The 22,168-nt window shown below is 69.9% G+C and carries 20 protein-coding genes; 12 read left to right on the top strand and 8 right to left on the bottom strand.

Translation table 11 applies throughout. The features are described from left to right. Positions 1 to 108 precede the first annotated feature (108 nt). Positions 109 to 1,191: an alpha/beta hydrolase gene (locus HOW07_RS07915; RefSeq protein ID WP_175116600.1), complete on the top strand. Its 1,083-nt coding sequence runs from the start codon at positions 109 to 111 to the stop codon at positions 1,189 to 1,191. A gap of 10 nt (positions 1,192 to 1,201) precedes the next feature. Here HOW07_RS07915 and HOW07_RS07910 read toward each other — a convergent pair whose 3' ends face one another. Both HOW07_RS07910 and HOW07_RS07905 read right to left on the bottom strand, forming a co-directional pair. Beyond that, positions 1,202 to 2,122 (bottom strand): hypothetical protein, encoded by a 921-nt coding sequence (locus tag HOW07_RS07910; protein ID WP_175116599.1) that lies wholly within the window; start codon positions 2,120 to 2,122, stop codon positions 1,202 to 1,204. Positions 2,123 to 2,233: 111 nt separating this feature from the next. Next, positions 2,234 to 3,007 (bottom strand): 1-acyl-sn-glycerol-3-phosphate acyltransferase, encoded by a 774-nt coding sequence (locus tag HOW07_RS07905; protein ID WP_121292784.1) that lies wholly within the window; start codon positions 3,005 to 3,007, stop codon positions 2,234 to 2,236. 94 nt (positions 3,008 to 3,101) lie between these two features. Between HOW07_RS07905 and HOW07_RS07900 the strand changes: the two genes are divergently transcribed. The 3 genes from HOW07_RS07900 (at position 3,102) to HOW07_RS07890 (ending at position 5,890) form a co-directional block, all read left to right on the top strand. Then, positions 3,102 to 3,713 (top strand): TetR/AcrR family transcriptional regulator, encoded by a 612-nt coding sequence (locus HOW07_RS07900; protein ID WP_071262019.1) that lies wholly within the window; start codon positions 3,102 to 3,104, stop codon positions 3,711 to 3,713. Between the two features lie 157 nt (positions 3,714 to 3,870). Next, on the top strand, positions 3,871 to 4,317 hold the full coding sequence (locus HOW07_RS07895) for a Fur family transcriptional regulator (protein WP_079003742.1): 447 nt from the start codon (positions 3,871 to 3,873) through the stop codon (positions 4,315 to 4,317). Positions 4,318 to 4,432: 115 nt separating this feature from the next. Further along, complete coding sequence (locus HOW07_RS07890; protein ID WP_079003741.1) at positions 4,433 to 5,890, top strand: catalase; 1,458 nt, start codon at positions 4,433 to 4,435, stop codon at positions 5,888 to 5,890. 71 nt (positions 5,891 to 5,961) lie between these two features. Here HOW07_RS07890 and HOW07_RS07885 read toward each other — a convergent pair whose 3' ends face one another. Next, positions 5,962 to 6,174 carry a hypothetical protein gene (locus tag HOW07_RS07885; protein WP_121292780.1) on the bottom strand — a complete coding sequence of 71 codons (213 nt, stop codon included), beginning with the start codon at positions 6,172 to 6,174 and terminating at the stop codon, positions 5,962 to 5,964. Between the two features lie 97 nt (positions 6,175 to 6,271). Further along, entirely contained in the window at positions 6,272 to 6,907 is a 636-nt protein-coding gene (locus HOW07_RS07880; protein ID WP_158596626.1) for a uracil-DNA glycosylase, read from the bottom strand. 136 nt (positions 6,908 to 7,043) lie between these two features. Here HOW07_RS07880 and HOW07_RS07875 point away from each other — a divergent pair, with 136 nt between their 5' ends. The 3 genes from HOW07_RS07875 to HOW07_RS07865 all read left to right on the top strand — a co-directional run bounded on the left by HOW07_RS07875 (position 7,044) and on the right by HOW07_RS07865 (position 10,404). Further along, positions 7,044 to 8,522, top strand: a complete 1,479-nt coding sequence (locus HOW07_RS07875; protein ID WP_175116598.1) for an MFS transporter — start codon at positions 7,044 to 7,046, stop codon at positions 8,520 to 8,522. 63 nt (positions 8,523 to 8,585) lie between these two features. Next, positions 8,586 to 9,419, top strand: a complete 834-nt coding sequence (locus HOW07_RS07870; protein WP_175116597.1) for a siderophore-interacting protein — start codon at positions 8,586 to 8,588, stop codon at positions 9,417 to 9,419. Between the two features lie 109 nt (positions 9,420 to 9,528). After that, positions 9,529 to 10,404: a hypothetical protein gene (locus HOW07_RS07865; RefSeq protein WP_175116596.1), complete on the top strand. Its 876-nt coding sequence runs from the start codon at positions 9,529 to 9,531 to the stop codon at positions 10,402 to 10,404. 18 nt (positions 10,405 to 10,422) lie between these two features. Here HOW07_RS07865 and HOW07_RS07860 read toward each other — a convergent pair whose 3' ends face one another. After that, positions 10,423 to 10,815 (bottom strand): (deoxy)nucleoside triphosphate pyrophosphohydrolase, encoded by a 393-nt coding sequence (locus HOW07_RS07860; protein WP_175116595.1) that lies wholly within the window; start codon positions 10,813 to 10,815, stop codon positions 10,423 to 10,425. Positions 10,816 to 11,029: 214 nt separating this feature from the next. Here HOW07_RS07860 and HOW07_RS07855 point away from each other — a divergent pair, with 214 nt between their 5' ends. Further along, entirely contained in the window at positions 11,030 to 14,563 is a 3,534-nt protein-coding gene (locus tag HOW07_RS07855; protein WP_175116594.1) for a bifunctional RecB family nuclease/DEAD/DEAH box helicase, read from the top strand. Here the strand turns inward: HOW07_RS07855 and HOW07_RS07850 are convergent. Then, positions 14,538 to 15,161, bottom strand: coding sequence for an NAD(P)H-dependent oxidoreductase (locus tag HOW07_RS07850; RefSeq protein WP_175116593.1), 624 nt, complete (start codon positions 15,159 to 15,161; stop codon positions 14,538 to 14,540). The two genes, HOW07_RS07855 and HOW07_RS07850, sit on opposite strands and share 26 nt — an antisense overlap. Positions 15,162 to 15,254: 93 nt before the next feature. Here HOW07_RS07850 and HOW07_RS07845 point away from each other — a divergent pair, with 93 nt between their 5' ends. The 3 genes from HOW07_RS07845 to HOW07_RS07835 all read left to right on the top strand — a co-directional run bounded on the left by HOW07_RS07845 (position 15,255) and on the right by HOW07_RS07835 (position 18,873). After that, complete coding sequence (locus tag HOW07_RS07845; protein ID WP_371743612.1) at positions 15,255 to 15,836, top strand: TetR/AcrR family transcriptional regulator; 582 nt, start codon at positions 15,255 to 15,257, stop codon at positions 15,834 to 15,836. A gap of 143 nt (positions 15,837 to 15,979) precedes the next feature. Continuing rightward, positions 15,980 to 17,530: a trypsin-like peptidase domain-containing protein gene (locus tag HOW07_RS19795; RefSeq protein WP_285039827.1), complete on the top strand. Its 1,551-nt coding sequence runs from the start codon at positions 15,980 to 15,982 to the stop codon at positions 17,528 to 17,530. Positions 17,531 to 17,655: 125 nt separating this feature from the next. Next, positions 17,656 to 18,873 (top strand): DUF429 domain-containing protein, encoded by a 1,218-nt coding sequence (locus tag HOW07_RS07835; RefSeq protein ID WP_175116590.1) that lies wholly within the window; start codon positions 17,656 to 17,658, stop codon positions 18,871 to 18,873. A gap of 8 nt (positions 18,874 to 18,881) precedes the next feature. Here the strand turns inward: HOW07_RS07835 and HOW07_RS07830 are convergent, their stop codons facing one another. Continuing rightward, positions 18,882 to 19,379, bottom strand: coding sequence for a DUF2809 domain-containing protein (locus HOW07_RS07830; RefSeq protein ID WP_064294077.1), 498 nt, complete (start codon positions 19,377 to 19,379; stop codon positions 18,882 to 18,884). Then, positions 19,376 to 20,740 (bottom strand): LssY C-terminal domain-containing protein, encoded by a 1,365-nt coding sequence (locus tag HOW07_RS07825; RefSeq protein ID WP_354293967.1) that lies wholly within the window; start codon positions 20,738 to 20,740, stop codon positions 19,376 to 19,378. The genes HOW07_RS07830 and HOW07_RS07825 overlap by 4 nt, the downstream gene beginning before the upstream one ends. A gap of 63 nt (positions 20,741 to 20,803) precedes the next feature. Between HOW07_RS07825 and HOW07_RS07820 the strand changes: the two genes are divergently transcribed. After that, positions 20,804 to 22,087 (top strand): M18 family aminopeptidase, encoded by a 1,284-nt coding sequence (locus HOW07_RS07820; RefSeq protein ID WP_175116589.1) that lies wholly within the window; start codon positions 20,804 to 20,806, stop codon positions 22,085 to 22,087. The last annotated feature ends 81 nt before the right edge of the window (positions 22,088 to 22,168 follow it).

Genomic DNA, 22,168 nt, shown 5'->3' with positions numbered 1-22,168 from the left:
CCGTCGAAAAACTTCCGGGGCGCAGTGGGTGTCCGATCGAATGCGAGACTGGACGTTCGTGTTCCGCCAGGCAGCGCCGCCGTCCAGACCCGCCAGGAGGTGAATCGCTTGAGGACAGCACCCCCTCGCTCGGGCTTCGCGCGCTTCCTCCGTGTCGTCCGCAACACGATGTTCTGGATCATCGGCGTGATCCTCGCCATCGCGCTGGTGATCTTCGTCTGGTTGCAGCTGACCCCGTGGCCCGGCTCGATGGTCATCCGCATGGCCTTCGACGAGCGGGCGAAGGTCGTGCAATCGGACCTCGTGAAGTACGTCCCAGACGGTGTCGACGTCCGACAGGACATCCCGTACCGCTCCGGCGACGCGGACGCGCTGCTCGACGTCTACACGCCCGATGGCGTCCGCGGGAGTGGCGCGGCCCTCCCGACGATCGTGTGGGTGCACGGCGGAGCCTGGATCTCCGGCAGCAAGGAACTCATCTCCAACTACATGCGCGTGCTGGCCGGAGAGGGGTACACGGCGGTCGCGGTCGAGTACACGATCGCGCCGGAGGGCCAGTACCCGTTGCCCATCGAGCAGGTCGCCGACTCGCTCGGCTACCTCGACGCCAACGCACGCGCGCTCAACGTGGATTCGTCCAAGCTCATCCTCGCCGGCGACTCCGCCGGTGCCCAGATCGCCGCTCAGGTCGCGAACGTGGTCACGAGCTCCGAGTACGCCAGCTCCATCAAGGTCGAATCGCCGATCGAGCCGGAGCAGCTCGCCGGGGTGGTCCTCGCGTGCGGGGCGTACGACCTCAGCCTGGTCAACGCCGAGGGCAGCTTCGGGTGGTTCCTCGACACGGTGCTCTGGTCGTATTTCGGTGCGCGCGACTACAAGACCCGACCGGAGGTGGCGTCCGCGTCCGTCGTCGACTACCTGACCGCGAAGTATCCGCCGACGTACATCACGGTGGGCAACTGGGATCCGCTCTACCCGCAGTCGGTCGAGTTCAAGGCGAGGCTCCAGGGCCTCGGTGTGGATGTGCAATCGATGATCTTCAACCCGGACTTCCGGCCAGGGCTCGAGCACGAGTACCAGTTCCTGCTCAACGACCAGGGTCGGTTCAACCTCCAGCGCATGGACGCCTTCATCGACGGCGTCACCGACACGAGCCTGCCGTTCGGCCAGCAGGGTCCACCCGTCCGCTGAACGACCTGTGTCAGGGGAGACGGATGCGTTCGCCGTCCTCGATGAGACGACCGTGGAGCACCGCCTGGGCGAGTGTCAGGTCGAGCCAGCGTCGAGCGGTCTCACCGAGGCGACCGTAGCCGAGCACGGACGCCGCCTGCATCGGCAGCTGCTCGCGGTCGACCTCGTGATCGGGGCTCGCGGTGATCACGAGCTCCATGGCGTTGCAGATCTCCGCGGGACTGATGTCGGTGACCGCGCGGTGGTCGCGATGCACGACCCGGCGGACGCCTCGCCACGTGACGACGTCGAGTCCGGTGGGCCAGGCGAAGCCGTTCTGGACGACGAACGCGTCCGTCACCAGCGCCGACAGCTCGGTGCGGGACTCCTCGGACGGTCGGTCGACGCCGAAGCGCCGAGCCACGATGGTCACGAGGCGAGGGACGGCGATCGGGCCCTCGGTCGTGAGGATCGCCGATGCGACCCGGGTCACGGCGGCCTTCGTGAGTTCGAGGTTGTCGAGGACGGATGCCGGGCCGATGACGGAGTCGTCGGCGAGCTCGAAATCGGTGATGGCGACGCTCAGCGGGACGACCGGGGCGGACGCGGTGACGGGGAGGGCGACCGGGTCCACCAGGCGGGTCGTGGACCGCGCGTCGGCTGAGGTCGCCTCGTCGACGTCCGTGCCGGCGACGGGCGTCCGGGGTGCGTGCGCGTCACCGCCGTCCAGTGGCGCCGAATCGTCGGGCTGCAGCGCCTCGGGCGTCGGCGTCGCCCGAGGCGTGGGATCCGGCGTGCGCCGTGGCGAGTGGTCCGCTGCGGACTCGGCGCCGTTCGTATCCGGTGCGATCGGCGCCGCGGGGGTCTCCGACAGCGCGCGCTCAGCGCGTTCGCGCCAGGACTTCGGGAGCCACGTCGACTTCGCGACGAAGCCGTTCCACCCACGACTCACGGTGCCACGCTCCGCTCGGGGCGCGGGCTGTCAGAGCGACGACGCCCTGCGGGGTGGGTCGACGAGGTCAGAGGTGGCACCTCCACAGGATAGACCGCGGCGGACGTCCGCTCAGCTCGTCGTCTGCCGACGCGCCTCGCGTCGGCGCTCGCGTTCGAGGTCGGCGGCTGCAGCCTCGGCAGGCGTCGGAGCCGTCCCACCCAGAGCGCGAGGTTGCCACCACGCCCCGGTGCCGTCGACGGGATAGTCGCGTTGCATCTCGTCGATCATGCCCTGGAGGCGGTCGCGGAGCTGCTCGGTGCTCGCGCCCACATCGGCGCCGGGCGCGACGGTGATCGGCTCGCCGAACGAGAAGTGCACGGGGACCCCGAACCGTTCGCGGAAGCCGACCCGGTGGTTCTTCGTCAGGAGGCGATGACCACCCCAGACCGCGACGGGGATGATCGGCACGCCGGCCTCCTGTGCGAGGCGGACCGCGCCCGACTTGAGCTCGCGGACGGTGAACGAGGCGCTGACGCCGGCCTCGGGGAAGACCCCGACCAGCTCGCCGCTGCGGAGCGCTGCGACGGCGTCGGCATAGGCGGCCGCACCGGCACGCATGTCGACGGCGATGTGCCGCATGCTCCGGAGGAGACGGCCCACGATGGGCTGGTCGAAGGCGCCCTGCTTGGCCATGAACCGGATGCGGCGGCGGTTGTGGAGCACGGTCGCCCACTCGACGAGTGCGAACTCGAGGTACCCGAAGTGGGTCATCGCGATCACCGCACCACCCTCGTCGGGCAGGTGCTCGATGCCGCTGGTGTGACGGCGCAGGCGCCAGAAGCCGAAGAGGGAGCGACCGACACCGACGGCGGTGTCGTACACGGGCTCGATGCGGCGTCTCATGGCGACACCGTACGACAGGGACCTGGGGAAGTACCGGGCTGGGGGTGCCTCGGGACCCTTCGCCGGCGGACCGCACGCCCGATACGATCGCAGGATGACGGTGACGCAGACGGGCCGCTCCCGCGGCAGCTACGCCAAGACGGCGGCACGACGCCGGGAGATCCTCGAGGCGGGGATGGACGTCTTTGCCGAGCAGGGCTTCCGCAGCGGATCGCTCCGCGAGGTCGCGGAGCGCGTGGGCATGAGCCAGGCCGGCCTCCTCCACCACTTCTCGACCAAGAACGATCTGCTCGCCGCGATCCTCGACTTCCGTGACGACCGGGATCGCGAGGAGTCGGGCATCGAGATCGGGAGCGGCATCGAAGGTATCCGCGGGCTCCTCCGCCTCGTCGAGCACAACATGCGCGTCCCCGGTCTCGTCGAGCTCCACTGCGTCCTGTCCGCCGAGGCGACTTCACCGGACCACCCGGCGCACGAACACTTCGTCCGGCGGTACAGCTGGTTGATCGACGGGATGACCGTCTCCTTCGAGGTGATGGCGCGCGAGGGTCAGCTGGTGGACGGCGTCGAACCCGCGAGTGCAGCGCGCATGCTCATCGCGATGATGGACGGTCTCCAGCTGCAGTGGCTGCTCGATCGTGACTCCGTGGACATGGCCGAGGAGACTCGACGTTCGCTTCGACCTCTGCTGACGGTCGAGCTCTAGCCCGGCGCTCGCCCGTCGTGACCGGGAGTTCTCCACATCCGGCGTCACCCATCGGTCCATCACTCATATCTGATATTAGAGTTGGGCTGGCTGCGGGACAATGCGGAGGGGAAGTCCTTATTTTGACTAATTCAAAACAACTCGGTACGGTGGCTGCATGAACGGATCGGAGGTGGAGTCGGCGACGAACGACTTCCACACGAGGATCCGGGCCGCCGGGCTGCGGGTGACCACGGGACGTCTCGCCGTCCTCGAGATCCTCGCCCGGACACCGCACGCCGACGTGGAGCAGGTCGTCGCTTCCCTGAAGCCGCGAGCACCGCAGACCTCCCCACAGGCCGTGTACAGCGTGCTCAACGCCTTCGTCGCAGCCGGCCTCGTGCGCAGGATCGAACCGGACGGCCATCCCGGCCGGTACGAGCTGCGCGTCGACGACAACCACCATCATCTGGTGTGCAGCTCGTGCGGCGCCGTGGTCGACGTCGACTGTACGCAGGGCGCGGCGCCATGCATGCACCCGGACGACGCGGCGGGGTACCTGATCGATGCGGCCGAGATCACGTTCTGGGGAGTATGCCCCGCGTGCCAGGCGGATGCCGCCTGACACCGTTCCACAGACCACTCGACGGCACCTCCATGCCGATCGTCAGCTGTCACCGCAAGGGTGGCAGTGCTGAATCCATCCGACCGTCCGACCAGCCCCACCCTCGAGGAGAGACATGTCCGAGACCAGCTACACCACCACCAACAGCGGAGCACCCGTCGCGAGCGACGAGCACTCCCAGAGCGTCGGCGCAGACGGAGCGATCGCGCTCCACGACCACTACCTGGTCGAGAAGCTCGCGCAGTTCAACCGCGAACGGGTACCGGAGCGTGTCGTCCACGCCAAGGGCGGTGGTGCGTTCGGACGGTTCGTCACGACCGGCGACGTCTCCCGGTTCACGCGTGCCGCACTGTTCCAGCCGGGCGTCGAGACCGAGATGCTCGCACGCTTCTCCACCGTCGCCGGTGAGCAGGGCAGCCCCGACACCTGGCGCGACCCCCGCGGCTTCGCGCTGAAGTTCTACACGAGCGAGGGCAACTACGACCTGGTCGGCAACAACACGCCGGTGTTCTTCATCCGCGACGGCATCAAGTTCCCCGACTTCATCCGCTCGCAGAAGCGACTCCCGGGCTCGCACCTGCGCGACCACGACATGCAGTGGGACTTCTGGACGCTCTCCCCCGAGAGCGCACACCAGGTCACCTGGCTCATGGGCGACCGCGGTCTTCCGGGCTCCTGGCGGCACATGGACGGGTTCGGGTCGCACACCTACCAGTGGGTCAACGCCGCAGGCGAGCGCTTCTGGGTGAAGTACCACTTCAAGACCGACCAGGGCATCGAGATCCTCACGCAGGACCAGGCCGACCAGATCGCCGGCGAGGACGCCGACTTCCACATCCGCGACCTCTCCGAGGCGATCACCCGCGGCGAGCACCCGAGCTGGACGCTCTCCGTGCAGGTCATGCCGTACGCCGACGCCGCGGGCTACCGCTTCAACCCGTTCGACCTCACCAAGGTCTGGCCGCACAGCGACTACCCGCTCATCGAGGTCGGCAAGATGACCCTCGACCGCAACCCGGAGAACTACTTCGCGCAGATCGAGCAGGCGACCTTCGCGCCGTCGAACTTCGTCCCCGGGATCGCTGCGAGCCCCGACAAGATGCTCCTCGCCCGCATCTTCAGCTACGCGGACGCACACCGCTACCGCGTGGGCACCAACCACGCACAGCTGCCGGTGAACGCCCCGCATGCGCCGGTGCACACGTACTCGAAGGAAGGCGCCATGCGCTACACCTTCAACGACGCGGACGCGCCGGTCTACGCACCGAACTCCGTCGGTGGCGCCCACGCCGACCCTGCGCGTGCCGCTGAGTCCAACGGCTGGCAGTCCGACGGCGAGCTCGTGCGGGCAGCCGCGACGCTGCACGCCGAGGACGACGACTTCGGTCAGGCCGGGACCCTCGTGCGCGAGGTGCTCGACGACGCCGCCCGCGACCGTCTCGTCGGCAACATCATCGGGCACGTCTCGAAGGTGACGCGAGCGGATCTCCGCGAGCGGGTCATCGCCTACTGGACCGCCGTCGACGGCACGCTGGGCGCTCGCGTCGCAGCAGGCCTCCCGCCGCTCGTCTAGAGTTCACCGCCGAACGTGCGGAACGGTCGCCATCCCTCGCGGGGGGCGACCGTTCCTGTGCGTTCGCGGGGTCAGAACCCCATCGGGCCACCGCCACGACGGGGCACGCCGCCGGTGCCCTCCGCGAGGCCCCTCGCGCGTTCGCGCTCGACCTCCGCGTCGTTGTCGTGCGAATGGTGTTCGTCGGCCGAACGCGCGGCGTGGTCTCGCCGTGACACGTACCAGACGGCCGCGACCGCCAGGAGGACGAGCGCGGCGAGGATGGCGATGGTGCCGATGTCCATGTGATGCTCCTCTCCTCGTCCATCGACCCTAACGAGGCCTCAGATGCACGCAACCCCCTCGCCCGACGGGCGAGGGGGTTGCGAAAGGGGCGTGTGATCAGCCGGCGACCTGTTTGGCGCGGGCGAAGACCTTCTCGATCTCCTCGCGACGACCCGGCTGCTTCAGCGACAACGGCGAGGGGTGCGGAGCGTTGAAGGCGCTGTACGTGTTGCCGAGCAGTGGCTCGACGTGCTTCCACCAACCGTCCTGAGCGTGGGGTCCGCAGAGGACGACGACGCGCAGGTTCTTGAGGAGCGGCAGGAGGGCGCGCAGTTCCATCGCGCCCTGGGCGACCTCGGGCGCGTTCGGCTTCTTCCGCCCGGCGCTCAGGTACCACGGGACGATGTTCCACACCATGACGTCGTCGAAGCCGATGTCGTTGCGCAGATTCCAGAGGCTCTCGGCGATCGGGTCGTCGTTGTCGACCGAGGCGAACCCGGATCCCGGAGCGTCGAGGCTGTCGGGGGCGAGGGTCCCCGGGGCGTCGAGGAGGATCAGTGTCTTCGCGTTGACGGCCGCATCGGCCGGGTCGACGAGCGGGAGGACGAGGTCCGCCTGCCGCCGTCCTCGGCGGGTCATCATCGCGTCCGACCAGTCGCGCAGCGGCGCGAGTGCCGGCGACTCGGCCAGCATGCGGTGTCGTTCGGCCAGTTCGTCGGGGTCCTGCAGCCCGCGAGGGGCATCCATATGCATCTTCCGAGCGTAGCCCGTGACGGCTGCCCCGTCATCGTCTGCGCCGGTTCTGAGCCCGAAGATGCTGCACAGGACGGTGGATCCGCGCCCGTCAAGCCGGGGCGGACCGGGTTGACGCGGGCCTAGGCTGGCCAGGATGACTGACGAGCGAACCGCCCCCGACGACCGGACGAAATGGCGCGCGTTCGCCATCTGCGTGTCGGTCGCCGCCCTCACGATCCTCGACCTCTCGAAGGTCAACGTCGGACTGCCGTCGATCGAGCAGGCGCTCGACGCCGGCCCGACCGCCCTGCAGCTGATCGTCGCCGGGTACGCCCTGGCGTTCGGTCTGATCCTCGTGCCCGCCGGGCGCTACGGCGACCTGCACTCCCGGCGTCGCATGTTCATGATCGGCCTGAGTGTGTTCGGAGCGGCCAGTCTCGCCTGCGCCGTCGCACCGAACGTCGGGATCCTCATCGGCGGACGGATCCTCCAGGGCATCGCTGCGGGCCTGCTGATGCCGCAGGTCATCGGGCTCATCCAGCAGCTGTTCGTCGGCAAGGAGCGTGGCCGCGCCTTCGGTCTCTTCGGAGCCATCATCGGCCTCTCGACGGCGTTCGGACCGACGCTCGGCGGCCTGCTCATCGCCATCGGCGGCCCGGAGGACGGCTGGCGCCTGCTCTTTTGGATGAACGTCCCGCTCGCGATCATCCTGTTGCCGATCGCCGCGCGACTGCTGCCCAAGCAGCAGCCGCACGAGGCGGGCGCCGGATCGCTCGATCCGGTGGGCATCGTGTTCCTCGGTCTCGCCGTGCTCTCGCTCATGCTGCCCTTCGTCCTGACGACCGGTTCCCCGGGCGACGACCCGGCGCGCTGGTGGCTGCTGGTCGCGTTCGCCGTCTTCGCCGGCCTCTTCGCGTGGTGGGAGGGTCGCTATCAACGCGCCGGGAAGACACCCGTCGTCGACTTCTCCCTGTTCAAGCTCGGCAGCTACCGCAACGGCGTCCTGATCTCCACGACGTACTTCGCGGCGATGCCGGCCACCTTCCTCACGCTCACGCTGTTCGTGCAGCAGGGGCTCGGGCTCGAGCCGGTCTTCGCGGGCATGATCACGATCCCCTTCGCCCTCGCCTCGGCCGTCAGCTCGTGGTTGAGCGGTCGGGTCGTCGACCGACTCGGACGCCCCCTGGTCGTCGGTGGGCTCGTGCTGGTCGTGGTGGGGTTCAGTCTCAACTCACTCCTCGCCTTCATCACGCCCCCGGAGATCACGCCGTACGCGATGGGTGCCGCGATGCTCCTCGCCGGCATCGGCGGTGGCGCGGTCATCTCCCCCAACCAGACACTGATGCTCGCGGACATCCCCGTGGCCTCCGGTGGTGTCGCCGGATCGATCGGCCAGCTCGGCCAGCGCATCGGGACCGCGGTGGGACTCGCCGCCGCGACGGCGACGTTCTACGCGACGGTGTACTCCGAGAACGACGGCGGCGCCTCCGGTGCGTCGCTCGACGTCTATCACGACGCGTATCGCAACAGCACCCTCGTCACGATCGGCTTCGTGGTCGTGGCGCTCGTGTTCGCGTCACTCGACGCCCGTTCCCGGAAGGTCGCCGCTGCCGAACCCGACTCCTCCAAGTAAGGGTGACCTGAGTTAGGGTAGCCTCAGTCGCGGCTGTCGGAGCCGCCTGAGGAAGGGGCTCGAGTGGCTCGCACGAATGCCGAGACGGCGCGCATCAAACCCGAGGCGGCGACCCTCCTCACGCTGCGGGTCGTCCGCCGCTCGCGCGTCTCACCGAACATCGCCAGGGTCACCCTCGGTGGCGGTGACATCGCCGACTTCACCTTCCTCGGGTACGACCAGTGGTTCCGGTTCTTCATACCGGTCTCCGAGGGCGGTCTCGAGCGGCTGCCGACCAAGCTCGACATGCTGGCCTACGCCAAGTACCTCGCGATCTCCAAGTCCGTGCGACCGGTGCTCAGGAACTACACGGTGCGGGATTTCCGTCGCGACGGCCCCGACGGGCCGGAGTTGGACATCGACTTCGTCATCCACGGGTCGGCCGCCGAGGGGACCGCGGGGCCCGCGGCGAGCTGGGCCCAGTCGTGCGAGGTGGGCGATGCGGTGGGGCTGCTGGACGAGGGGCGCATGTTCAACCTCCCGGCCGACGTGGATCGAGTGCTGTTGGTCGCCGACGAGACCGGGCTCCCCGCCGTCGCCGGCATCCTGACCGCGCTTCCGGCGTCGACCGTCGGGACGGCGATCGTCGAGATCCCCTCCGCGGAGGACGCGCAGGACATGCGTGTCCCGGACGGGGTCGAGCTGCGATGGGTGGTCCGAGAGGATCCGCACGACGTCCCCGGACGAGCGGCGCTGGCTGCCGCGACGGCCCTCGGGGTGCCGCCCGCCCCGTGCTACGGGTGGGTCGTCGGAGAGCAGTCCCTGGCGGCGAACGTGCGTCGGCTCTGGGTCCGTGGTGGCATGCCCAAGGACCGTGTCATGTTCTGCGGCTACTGGAAGGTCGGCAAGGCGCACTGATCGGCTGACGGTGTCGGCGTTCGGGTCGGCCATGCGGCGAATTGGGTCGATCACCCGAATTCGGGGTGTCACCGACGTGCTGCGCTGACGGCTCCACTAACCTCACGACATGCCCTCTTCCGCCGGTGCGTCCGGAAACACGATCGGTGCGCTGCCGACCGGTGTCGCGACGGGTCTGATCCGGACGGTGACCGGCGGATCGGCCGACCGGGCGTTCGAGGTCGATGTCCCCGAAACGGCCTCCAGCGGTGTGGACACGTCGTCGGACTCGCACGACGCCCTCCGCAGCTGGGACGTCGTCCGCTCCACCTTCCGACCGGGCGAGGCCCTGACCTTCGACGAGCGCTACCGGTACGCCCAGCTCCCCCTGATCGACGCCGACCACCCGCTCGCGCTCGCCGCGAGTCCTGACGGCGTCTACCGTGGCGGGCGGTACGCCGAGGCGCGCCTGGCGGTCGTCGTCCCCGTCCCGGTCGAACGGCTGTTCGTCGATCCGATCTTCCTGAGCTACGAGGCCGACCTCGCCTCGGCACCCTTCGCACCCAAGCTCGCCCGAGGGATCGAGCTCCGACGCGCACACCGGTTGCACGCGACGCTCTCCTCCATCGACGCGGACTCCGGGTTCCTCGACGCGCTGCGGACGAGCGTCGGCGAGTTCACACCCTTCCGGGTCAGGCTGGCGGGCCCCGTCATCGGCGGGTTCAACCGGGGGCGCTGTTACCTCCCCGCCACCGCGGACGCCTTCGCCCCCATCCAGCGGGCCGTCGGCGGGCGTCCCGCACCGCTCGTCGGGGTGGGCCTGCACCACTTCCGCGATGAGCTCGACGCCGCCGAGACCGCGGCGCTCGCCGCCTTCCTCGAACGTTGGCGCGACGTCACCCTGTTCGAGTGGACGGTCACCGAGCTGGCGGTCACCTCGACCAACGACGACCTCGTGCTGAGCGGACGCACGCTCGCCCGCATCCCGCTCCACGCGGTCGAGTGACGCCCTGGGGCTCCGGGGTCAGCTCGCGGTGAGTCGCCTGACCATCGGGAGGTCGGGCGTCGCCCAGCCCAGCCCGAGGAGCCGTTCGCGGGTGACCCAGCGCAGTTCGTCGTGGTCCGTGCTGTGGGTCGGGGGTGCCCCGCGGAAGGTGACCTCGTAGCAGGCGAGGTCGATCACGAGCTCGCCCACGGTGACGGTGGAGCGGTCCAGCAGCGCCCCCACAGCGACGTCGGCGTCGAGCTCCTCGCGCAGCTCACGAGCCAGCGCGTCTTGCGGCCGCTCGCCGGTCTCGACCTTGCCTCCGGGGAACTCCCACAGGCCGCCGGACGCCCGCCCGGGTGCCCGCCGGCACGCGAGCACGGTGTCGTCCTGCGTGGCGACACCCGCGACGACCTGGATCGTGGTGGTCATGATGCACTCCCGTCCCATGGCGTCGTGGTCCGTCTCCAGGCTAGGGGACGTGGGATCGAGCGCGCCCGACGCCGCTCCACAGACGGCTCCCGCTCGGCTGGCGTCACCCTGCGTCCCGCGGCGGCGCTGCGGTCGGTGGTGCGTGCCAGACTGACAGCGATCGGAGGCGGACCAGCCCCCGCAGCAGTCGTCTCGAAAGGCACCCACCGCACCGATGTTCCTCCTCGACGGTTCCGCCATCACGAGCGCCAGCGACCTCTCCAACGCCTCCCACTGCGAGTTCGCGTTCCTGCGCACGGTCGACGCGAAGCTCGGTCGGATCGAACCGATCGTCGAGCCGGAGGACGAGATGCTCATGCGGACCTCCAAGCTCGGCGACCAGCACGAGCTGCGGGTCCTCGAGTCGTACCGCGCCGAGTTCGGCACCGGCGTCGTCGAGCTCGACCGCCCCGACGTCCGAGACACGGTGGCGCTCGCCGCAGCCGTCGAGTCGACGATCACGGCGTTCCGCGACGGAGCCCCGGTCGTCTTCCAGGCCGCGTTCTTCGACGGATCGTTCATCGGCTTCGCCGACTTCATCGTGCGCCGGCCCGACGGCCGGTATCGCGTGCAGGACACCAAACTCGCGCGCTCGCCGAAGGTCACCGCCCTCCTCCAGCTCGCCGCCTACGTGGAGCAGCTGGAGACGGCCGGGATCCCGGTCGACGACGACGTCGACCTCATCCTGGGAGACGGCACCGTCAGCACCCACGCGGTGGCCGACATCCTGCCGGTGTACCGTCGCCGTCGTGCGCGCCTGCTGCGGATCGTCGCCGAACGGCTCGAAGCCGACGCCCCGGTGGCCTGGGGCGACCAGCGCTACAGCGTCTGCGGACGATGCGCGTGGTGCGACGCCGAGATCACGGCCTCACGCGACGTCCTGCTGGTGGCCGGGCTCCGGTTGACGCAGCGCGACCGCCTGCTGGCGGCCGGCATCGCCACGATCGACGATCTGGCGTCGCTCACGCTCACCGGATCGACCGAGCGACCAGGGCCGCACGGGCTGTCGGGTGGCGCCGGCGGGACGGTCGACGGCATCGCCGAGAGCACGCTCGCAGCGCTGCGCGAGCAGGCGCATCTGCAGCTCGAGCCGTCACCAGCCGCCGGCGTGCCGGCGTTCCGTGTGCACGACGCCACGGCACTCGGGCTCCTGCCGCAACCCGATCCCGGCGACGTCTTCTTCGACTTCGAGGGCGACCCGTTGTACACCGAGGGCGAGCCGGGTGACGCCCGCCGGGGCGTCCGCACGAGGTGGGGCATCGACTACCTGTTCGGCCTGGTCGACACCGACGGCCGGTTCCGATCCTGGTGGGCGCACGACTTCCATGAAGAGCGGACGGCGCTGATCGACTTCCTCGCCTACCTCACCGCCCGCCGTGCCGAGTTCCCGGGCATGCACGTGTATCACTACGCCGCCTACGAGCGGACGCACCTGCTCTCGCTGGCCGCCCGGCACGGGGTCGGGGAGGACACGATCGACGACCTCCTCCGCGAGGCCGTGCTGTTCGACCTCTACCCGTTCGTCCGCAAGACGGTGCGTGTCGGATCGCGGTCGTACTCGATCAAGAAGCTCGAGCCGCTCTACATGGGTGAGGAGCACCGCGACAGCGACGTCACCGACGCCGCGGCATCCATCACGGCCTACGCGGAGGCGCGCGAGCTGAGTCGGAGCGACGACCCGGAGCTCGTCGCCGAAGGCGAACGGAAGCTCTCGGAGATCGCCGAGTACAACGCGTACGACTGCGAGTCGACCCGTCGGCTGCGGAACTGGTTGCTCGACCTCGGTGCGGAACGGGGCGTGCTGCCGGGCACCTTCGTCACCGACGCACCCGAGCCCCTGGTGGACGAACCGACGCCGCTCCACGACGCGCTGACGGCGTTGGCCGGAGACCCCCTCGACCCCGAACGCTCCGACGACGCCACCGCGTATGCGCTCGCGGCGGCCGCCATCGACTACCACCGGCGTGAGCACAAGTCGTTCTGGCAGGAGCACTTCTCCCGACTCATCGCCGCGCGCGACGAATGGGAGGACACCCGGAACGTCTTCACCGTCACCTCGGGAGTCGTCGAGCGCGACTGGTTCCGCGAGGGACGGCAGCGCAGCGACCGCCGTCACATGCGACTCCGCGGCCGATGGGCCCCCGGCAGCAGTGTGAAGGTCGGCGCCGACCCGTTCGCGGTCTACGACCACCCGGGACCGTACACGCTCCCCCGCGCCGAGCCCGGCTCCCGACCGGCCGGACAGATCACGGTCCTCGAGGTCGACGACGACTCCCTGCTCATCCAGGAGACGCTCAAGACGGATCGTGAGCCCTACACGGAGCTGCCGGTCGCGCTCACGCCGTCTCCTCCCCCGCGACCCGGAACACAGGTCGATGCGATCGCCGAGTGGGGGCAGGCGGTCCTCGACGCCGCTCCAGGGTGGCCGGACGACGGCGTCGTCGACATCCTGCGGCGACGACCGCCCCGCACGAGCTCGGGTGAGCCGCTCCCCCACCGCGGAGACGGGCGCACGATCGAGGACGTGACCGCCGCGTTGCTCGACCTCGACGACTCGGCGCTCGCCGTCCAGGGGCCGCCTGGAACCGGCAAGACCTACGTCGCCTCGCACGTCATCACGGCCCTCGTGCAGCAGCACGGCTGGCGGATCGGGGTCGTGGCGCAGTCGCACGACGTCGTCGAGAACCTCCTCGAGCGTGTGGTGAAGGCGGGGCTCTCCCCCGCGCTCGTGGCGAAGACCCTGCGATCCGGTGCCGACCCGGATGCTGAGCGCGGCTACACCGTCCTCCCGGCCAATGGTCATGGCGCGTTCATGGCCGAGCAGACCGGCGGCTTCGTCATCGGCGGGACGGCCTGGGACTTCAGCAATCGGAACCGGTTCGACCGGAGGTCGCTCGACCTGCTCGTCGTCGACGAGGCCGGTCAGTTCTCGCTCGCCTACACGATCGCGGCGAGCGTAGCCGCGCGGAACCTCCTGCTCTTGGGCGACCCGCAGCAGCTGCCGCAGGTGAGCCAGGGGACGCATCCCGAACCGATCGACACCTCGGCCCTCGGATTCGTGGCCGACGGTCGCGACGTCCTTCCTCCGGAACTCGGCTACTTCCTCCACGAGACCTGGCGGATGGACGCCGCGGTCACCGAGCCGGTCTCGCGCTTGTCATACGGTGGCGAGCTGCGCTCAGCGGCGGCCACGACGAAGCGTCGTCTGGAGGGTCGTGCGCCGGGGCTGCACGTCGTCCCGGTCCATCACGTCGGAAACGCGACGAGTTCGCAGGAGGAGGCCGACCGCGTCGCGGAGCTCGTCCGGTCGACCATCGGGCTCCGCTGGACCGATCCGGATGCCGGCCGCATCGACGACCCGGTGAGCGAGGCCGACATCATCGTCGTCTGTCCCTACAACGCCCACGTCGCCGTCGTCCGAGCGACGCTCGACGCGGCCGGGTTCGACGCGGTGCGCGTCGGGACCGTCGACAAGTTCCAGGGTCAGGAGGCCGTCATCGCGATCGTCTCGCTGGCCGCGTCCTCACCCGCCGACGTCCCGAGGGGCATGTCGTTCCTGTTGATGAAGAACCGACTGAACGTCGGTATCTCCCGCGCCCAGTGGGCGGCGTACCTCGTGCACTCCCCCGCACTCACCGAGTACCTGCCGGTCACGCCGGAGGGCGTCGCCGAGCTCAGTGCCTTCATCCGGTTGGTCGACGGCCACTGACCAGTTCTGCGGCCGCAGCGGAGGAACGAGAACTCCGTCGCGCCGCGTCGGAACGACCGTTCTGTGCCGCCTTCGCGAGCCACCGCCGACGCTGCTCCACGGTCGAATCCTTCACCCGACCGAACCGGTTCACGGCGACGGGCTTGACCCCGCAGAACCTGAGGGTGGTGGTGCGGAGTTGCTTCACCGTCGTGTCGCCGACGAGCGGGAGGTACCACCACGGCGAGTCGGTCGTGACCATCACCCGCCCCGAGCGGCCGGCGAGCAGTCCCTCGGGGAGACCGTTGTCCTTGGTCCGGTAGGCGCGACGGGGAAGCAGCAGGCGATCGAAGAACCCCTTGAGCAGCGCCGGCACCGATCCCCACCAGACCGGCGCCACGATCACGAGGTGGTCCGCGGCGAGGATCTGCTCCCACGCTCGTTCGAGGTCGGGCTCCAGGTCTTGACGGCGGGTGTACCCGAGGCGGAGGTTCGGGTCGAACGCGAGGTCGCGCACGGCGAGGACGGTCGCGTCGCCGTGCGCCTCCGCGTAGTTCGCGGCGAGGGCGGCGCACAGAGACCCGGGGTTCGGGTGTCCGTCGATGACGAGGGTGGGCATCAGTTCTCCATCAGTTGTAGGTCTGGACAGTGCCAAGAATCTGGACACTGTCCACTTCTGGTCGGAACCGACGGTACGGGTACGATGTTGCTTGTGTCAAGATCGACGACGGCGTACCACCACGGCAACCTCGGGCCGGCGCTCGAGGACGCTGCGCTCGAACTCATGCGGACGCACGGCCATGCCACGCTGAGCCTGCGAGAGGTCGCACGTCGCGCCGGAGTCAGTCACAACGCGCCGTACCACCACTTCGGCGACCGGACCGCGCTCCTGAAACGGTTGAGCGAACGCGGCATGGCGGAGCTCTTGGAAGCCATGCGCGAGGAGCGGCAGGCGACGGCGGGTCGAGACCCACAGGAGACGGCCGTCCGGATCGGTTCGACGTATGTGCACTACGCGGCGCAGCATCCGGAGCGGTTCCGCCTGATCTACGACCCCGAAGTCTGTGTCCCCGGCTCGCCCAGCGAGGCTATGGCGCCACTCATCGGTGGCGTCGAGGCGCTGCTCGCCGAGACGACGGCGTCGCTGGCCCCCGGTGCCGAGCCGCAGGTCATCGCCGCCCTGACCACGGCGGTCTGGGCTGCGGTCCACGGGCTCGCGGAACTCGTCGTCGCCGGACACATCTCCGAGGCTGAGGCCCGACCCGCGCTGGAGGCGTTGCTCACGCGACCCTGAGGTGGTGTCGGGCATGGAGCCTGTACACGATCGTCATCCGGGAAACGGTCGGGAAGCTCAAAGGTCGTTCATGGTCGAACCAGACGATTCACTCGGATTGCGGGAGTCAGATGATCTCAGCACCCCCGCCGAGAGGAATCCCCGTGAACACCACCCCAGACCCCGAACGCCCTGAACCGCGTCCAACGGACGGCGCCCGACCGGCGGAGACGCCGCAGTCGTCCCCCGCTCCCGATCCGTACCAGCCGCCCACCGGCTCGTACCAGCCCCAGCCGGGTGTGGACGTCACTCCCCCGGCCGGCTACCCCGGCAACACGGCCGCGGGTGGTCCGCGACGCGAGCCCACGACGCCCTTCGGTTACGCGACGGCTCCCCACGCGACGAGCGGTCACGCGTGGCCCGGTCATCACCAGGGCCCACAGGGTCAGTATGGTCCGTACGCCGCCGGCCAGGGCCAGTACGCCCCCTCCGGCACCTGGCAGCCCCGACCGTACGGACAGCAGACGATCCCCCAGCCGCCGTCGACCACCGGCACCCCGGCGAAGAAGCAGCCCATCGGGTGGATCATCGCCGCCGCGACGGCCGCCACGGTCGTGTCCCTCGTGACCGGTGGCCTCGGTCTCGCTTCGCTGGCGGCCGGCGCGTTCCAGAGTGTCGCCGCCTCCTCACAGGTGACGGAGACGGTGCCGGACGAGGGCGGTCAGAGCTTCCGCGCTCCCGGCGGGCAGCCTGGGCCACAGCAGGCGACGCCGGATGCCGCGACGGCGAACACCCGAAGCGCCACCGCCGCGGAGTCCGTGGGTGTCGTCGACATCGACACCGAGCTGGCCTATCAGGGGGCCGCCGCCGCGGGAACCGGGATGATCCTCACCGCGGACGGCCAGATCCTGACCAACAACCACGTCGTCGCGGGAGCGACGAGCATCGTCGTCACCGTCGTGGCGACCGGGGAGCAGTACGACGCACGCGTCGTCGGGACGGATGCCACGAACGACGTCGCGCTCCTGCAGCTCGACGGCGCCTCAGGGCTGGACACCGTCACGATCGACGACGACGGCGGCGCAGCCGTCGGTGACGCCGTCACCGGGGTCGGAAACGCCGGCGGCACGGGTGGGACCCCCAGCGCTGCGGACGGGTCCGTGACCGCCCTCGAGCAGGACATCACGGTCCAGGATGAGACGACCGGGGCGGGCAAGCAGCTGACCGGATTGATCCAGACGGACGCGGACATCCAGTCCGGCGACTCCGGCGGGCCGCTCTACGACTCGGAGGGCGAGGTCGTCGGCGTCGACACCGCTGCCTCCTCCGGCGGGACCGACATCGACGGATTCGCCATCCCGATCGACGACGCGTTGTCCATCGTCGACCAGATCCGTACCGGCGTCGAGACCGACACCGTCTCGATCGGCTACCCGGCCTTCATCGGGATCGGTCTGGCCGCGTCCGGCGCAGCCCAGACCGTGCCGGGTGCCGTGGTCGGTTCGGTGATCGAGAACACGCCCGCGGCGTCGATCGGCCTCGCAGCCGGCGACGTCATCACCGGCATCAACGGTGCCGCCATCGACTCCGCTCAGACCCTGACGGCGACCATGGCCACGCTCGAGCCCGGCCAGACGGTCTCCGTCACCTGGACCACGGCGAGTGGGACCTCCCAGACCGCTGACGTGACGCTGATCGAGGGCCCAGTCGGCTGATCGAGCGCTCGGGACGCTCGACGGCTCCTCACCTCCGGCCCGCCGCCGGATCCGAGGAGTCGTCGACGTCTGCCCAGTAGGCTCGGGAGGCGGTGCCTCGCCGCCTGCACCGGAAGGAACCGCTCGTGACCCGCTTCCTCGGAGTCGACCTCGCCTGGGGCGAGGGGACCGGCTCCCGCGCGGCGAACGAGTCGGGACTGGTGTGCATCGACGAGACCGGGACGGTCATCGAGGCCGGGTGGGCCGTGGGGATCGACGCCGTCGTCGCCTGGATCGTCGCCACCGCCTCACCGGGCTCCGTGATCGCGGTCGACGCCCCTCTGCTCGTCCAGAACGAGACCGGCATGCGTCTCTGTGAACGTGAGGTCGGGCAGCGGTACGGGCGCTGGCAGGTCTCGGCCTACCCGTCGAACCTCGGCCTGCCCGCGCTCGGTGGTGTCGCGCTCTTCACGGCGCTGGAGGCGGCGGGGTTCCAGTACTTCGACGGACTGAGCACGCCGGCGGCGGATGCCGTCGTGTTCTTCGAGGCCTATCCCCACACCACGTTGGTGGGTGCCGAGGAGTTCGGTTACCCCGATGCGCGGCCCCGGTACAAACGCCTCGACCCCGGTCTCCCCGCCGCCGAGCGACGGCGACGGCGCGCGGAGGTCTGTGACGACCTCGTCTCGCGCCTGCAGGCGCTGACCTCGGCAACTCCGCCACTCGACCTCGACACCCACCCGGTGACGGCGCTCCTCGCCGCGGAACCCTCGCCGCTGAAGGAATCGGCGCACAAGCATCGGGAGGACCTCATCGACGCGGCCATCTGCGCGTGGACGGCATCCGCCTGGTCCCGTTGGGGGCTGGAACGGTTCCAGGTCCTCGGTGCCTCGGACGTTCCGGACGACCGTGGGCGTGTCCCCACGCTCCTCGCCATGGCGCGACCCGAACAGCGTTCCAAGCAGGACATTCCCAAATTGGCATATATTGAATCGGCTCCACCCCCGGCGTCCGCGCCGCCGTCGGAGCCCATCGCCCGACAAGCCACAGCAGTCCACGACCTCGATGAAGGACATATGAAGAAGAAGGCATACGCTCAGGACGACACTCCGGCGGAATCGAACACGATCGAGTTCGTCCCCGGCGGAGCGGCGAACGCCGAAGTCCCACCCGCGGCCTCGACGCGAGCGCCCTCCCCCGCTCCGACCACCGTCGAACTCCTGCGCAGTGCCACCTGGCACCTCGAGCATGCCCGGGTGGTGGGCCACCCCGACGACGTCGAGTTCGAAGCGGCGAGGTCGGCGTTGGCCGAGGCCGTCTTCGACCTCGAACACGTCCAGTACGGGGAGACGACTCGCGGCTAGGGCGCTGGTCAGGCGGGTCCTGAGTCCGATCGGCGCCGTGTCTCCCGGTCCGCGCGTGCGCGTCGTTCGAGGATGTCGTTGCGAACCCAGCGGATCACCAGCGACATGGCGAGCGATAGGAACAGGAACGCCGCCGCGCCCAGGGCGTAGGAGATGAAGTCCGTCGGGATGAACGTCGTGCCCAGCACGAGCGCCGAGGGCGGCCACTGGTCCGCGAGTGCGGCCGGCACGCCCGTGGCCTGGAAGCACTCGATCGCCGCCGAGAAGCCGAACGCGCCGAGGGCGATCTGCCACAGCGGACGCCGTGGGGCGGCGAAGGCCAGCAGGAGCGCGACGAGGACCGTGTAGAGCGCGTTGGTCACGGGGTTCGCCCAGGCCGCTGCCACCGACCAGTGCACCGTCAGCCCGGCGACGATCGTGATGATGGCTGCGCCGAGGAGCAGCGCGCGCTTGAGCGAGGTGGCGGGGCGTGGCCCCTCGTCCGTCTGGTCGGGTGCGTCGGTCATGCTTTCGTCCTCCGGGTGCGTCGTTGTCGCCCACGGGCCCAGTCACGGGCCTCGGTTCCGGAGAGGGCGAGGATGATGGAACAGTCGACCGCGAAGCCGATCAGGTTGGTCTGCAGCGTCAATCCGCCGGCGCCGGCGACATAGCTCGCGGCGAGGGTGGCGATGGACGTCGAGCTGAAGGTCATGGCGAGCAGGCGCGCGAGGTTGCCTCCCCGATGGACCCGCCAGGCGAGGACGAGGTAGCAGAGCGTCACCACCGCCGACAGGGCCAGCACGGCCCCGACCACCCACGGGATGAGGACGACGTCGTCAGCCGTCGCGGCCGTCGCACGGGCCTCCGAGATGACCTGCTTCCAATCGGAGACGAGGAGGACGCCGGAGAGCACGGTGGACAGTGCCGCGACGACCATCAGGACCACGCCGACGGTGGTGTCGAGGGGCCGCGGGTCGCCGGCCCGGATGAGGGAGCGCGTCGGGGGAGCGTCGGCGGCCGGCAGGGTCGCCGCCGGCGGGACGACCACCGCGCTGAGATCGATGATCGGCAGGTCGCCGTCGGTGACGATCGCGTCGCCTCCGCCGTTCCGTGAGTGGTAGCCGGTGGAGAACTTCTCGATCACGGACGTCGTCGCTCCGACCTCCGCCGCCGCGATCGACGCGACGATGTGATCGCGCTCGTCGTCGACGTCGTCGGCGATCCGGTGGGTCACCTGCAGCGTGAAGATGCTGATCCCGACCGATCGGTCGTACGTCCCGGCGGCCAACCAATCCGCCTGGTATCCGCCCGGGAGCAGCCAGCCCGCTGGTGTCGGCCAGAACCGGACGTGGTGCCGCTTCCCCGGACTGCCGTCGACCTCCTGCTGGTAGCAGAACGCCTGGCGGCGACCGAACAGGTAGAGCGACGAGACGGGCGCCTCCGAGTAGCTGCGCCTGGTCAGCGTCGAGGTCACGATCCGCAGGTTCGCGCGCAGCCCGAGGTCGTCGGCGAGCGTCCAGCCCGCCGAGAGCATCGCCATGTGGATCTGCTCCTCCCGACCCCGGAGGCCGAGGTTCACGGGATCACCGAGGATGCCCTCGCGCGTGCGAGTGCGTCCGATGAAGTAGTCGGGCAGGTAGACGCGCGACAGCACGGTGTGCAGGCGGGGGAGGATCAGGTAGGCGATGACGAGGTAGATGACGAGGATGAACCAGGCTTGGGCCCAACCGCGGGCGAACGCCTCGGTGAGCAGCACGTAGGCCAGGAAGACGGCCGCAGCCGTGCCGAAGGCGAAGAACCAACCGTCGACGATGCGTGCGATCCGTCCGCGACGATCCTCGGACAGGCCGCTTGCGGGCCCGATGAGGTCGCTGCGGGTCTTCGTCACCCGTCCAGGGTAGGGCCTGGTGCATCCACGTGCCGGGTGCGTGGGTGGTGGGAGGATGGTGGGATGGACTCCGTCGCCCACATCACCGACCTCGCCGACTTCATCGTCGCCTCGCCCACCTCGTATCACGCGGTCGCGGAGAGCGCTCGGCGCCTCACGGCGGCCGGCTTCACCCGGCGGCTCGAGACCGAGCCCTGGGACGGTGGCGCCGGCCCGTTCTTCGTCGAACGCGAGGGTGCGGTGATCGCCTGGGTGCAGCCCGAGCAGGCGCACGCCACGACGCCGTTCCGCATCCTCGGCTCGCACACGGACTCGCCGAGCTTCAAGCTCAAGCCGAAGCCGACGACCGGCGCCCACGGGTGGCTGCAGGCCGGGGTGGAGGTCTACGGCGGACCGCTCCTCAACTCCTGGCTCGACCGCGAGCTCGAACTCGCCGGACGCCTGGTGACGCTCGACGGGACCGTGCACCTCGTCCGGACCGGACCGTTCCTGCGCATCCCGCAGCTCGCCGTGCACCTCGACCGAAGCGCCAACGACGGCCTCGTCCTCGATCGCCAGCGTCACCTGCAGCCGGTGTACGGGGTCGGTGACCTCGCCCACGCCGACGTGCTCGCGCACCTGGCGGCGATCGCAGGCATCGATCCCACCGCGATCGCCGGGTACGATGTGCTCGTGGCCGACACCCAGGAGCCGCGGCGATTCGGTCTCGACGGGCAGCTGTTCGCCGCCGGACGCATGGACAACCTGACCTCGGTCCACGCCGGACTCGCGGCACTGCTGGCCGCGAGTGACGGGGGAGCGACCGACCACGCCGGACACATCACGGTCTTCGCCGCCTTCGACCACGAGGAGCTCGGTTCGGCCTCGACCTCCGGCGCCAGCGGTCCGTTCCTCGACGACGTCCTCACCCGCATCGGTGCGTCGCTGGGGGCGACGGTGTCCGAACGGCTCCAGGCCTACGCGGCCTCCTGGTGCCTGTCAGCGGACGCCGGCCACGCGATCCACCCGAACTACCCGGAACGCCACGACCCGGCCAACCGGCCGATCGCCGGTGGCGGTCCGCTCCTCAAGATCAATGCGAACCAGCGCTACGCGACCGACGCCCTCGGGGCCGCGCTGTGGGCCCGGAGCTGCGCCGCCGCAGGTGTGCCGTCGCAGGACTTCGTGTCGAACAACACGGTGCCGTGCGGCTCGACCATCGGCCCGCTCACCGCGACGCGACTCGGCATCCGGACGGTCGACGTCGGGACGCCGCTGCTGTCGATGCACTCCGCCCGCGAGTTGTGCCACATCGACGATCCGACCGCTCTGAGTGCGGCGGTCCAGGCGTTCTTCCGGGGCGCCTGAGCACCGCCGCAGCAGGAGAACCGCGCGGGAGCAGGACGCCCGAAGGCGGACGGTCCTGCTGCGAGGCTGATCTCCTGCCGC

The organism is Plantibacter sp. MCCC 1A11337 (assembly GCF_013349365.1).
In the GTDB taxonomy this organism is placed as follows: Bacteria; Actinomycetota; Actinomycetes; order Actinomycetales; family Microbacteriaceae; genus Plantibacter; species Plantibacter flavus_A.
This window is presented reverse-complemented; position numbering and strand designations above follow the sequence as displayed.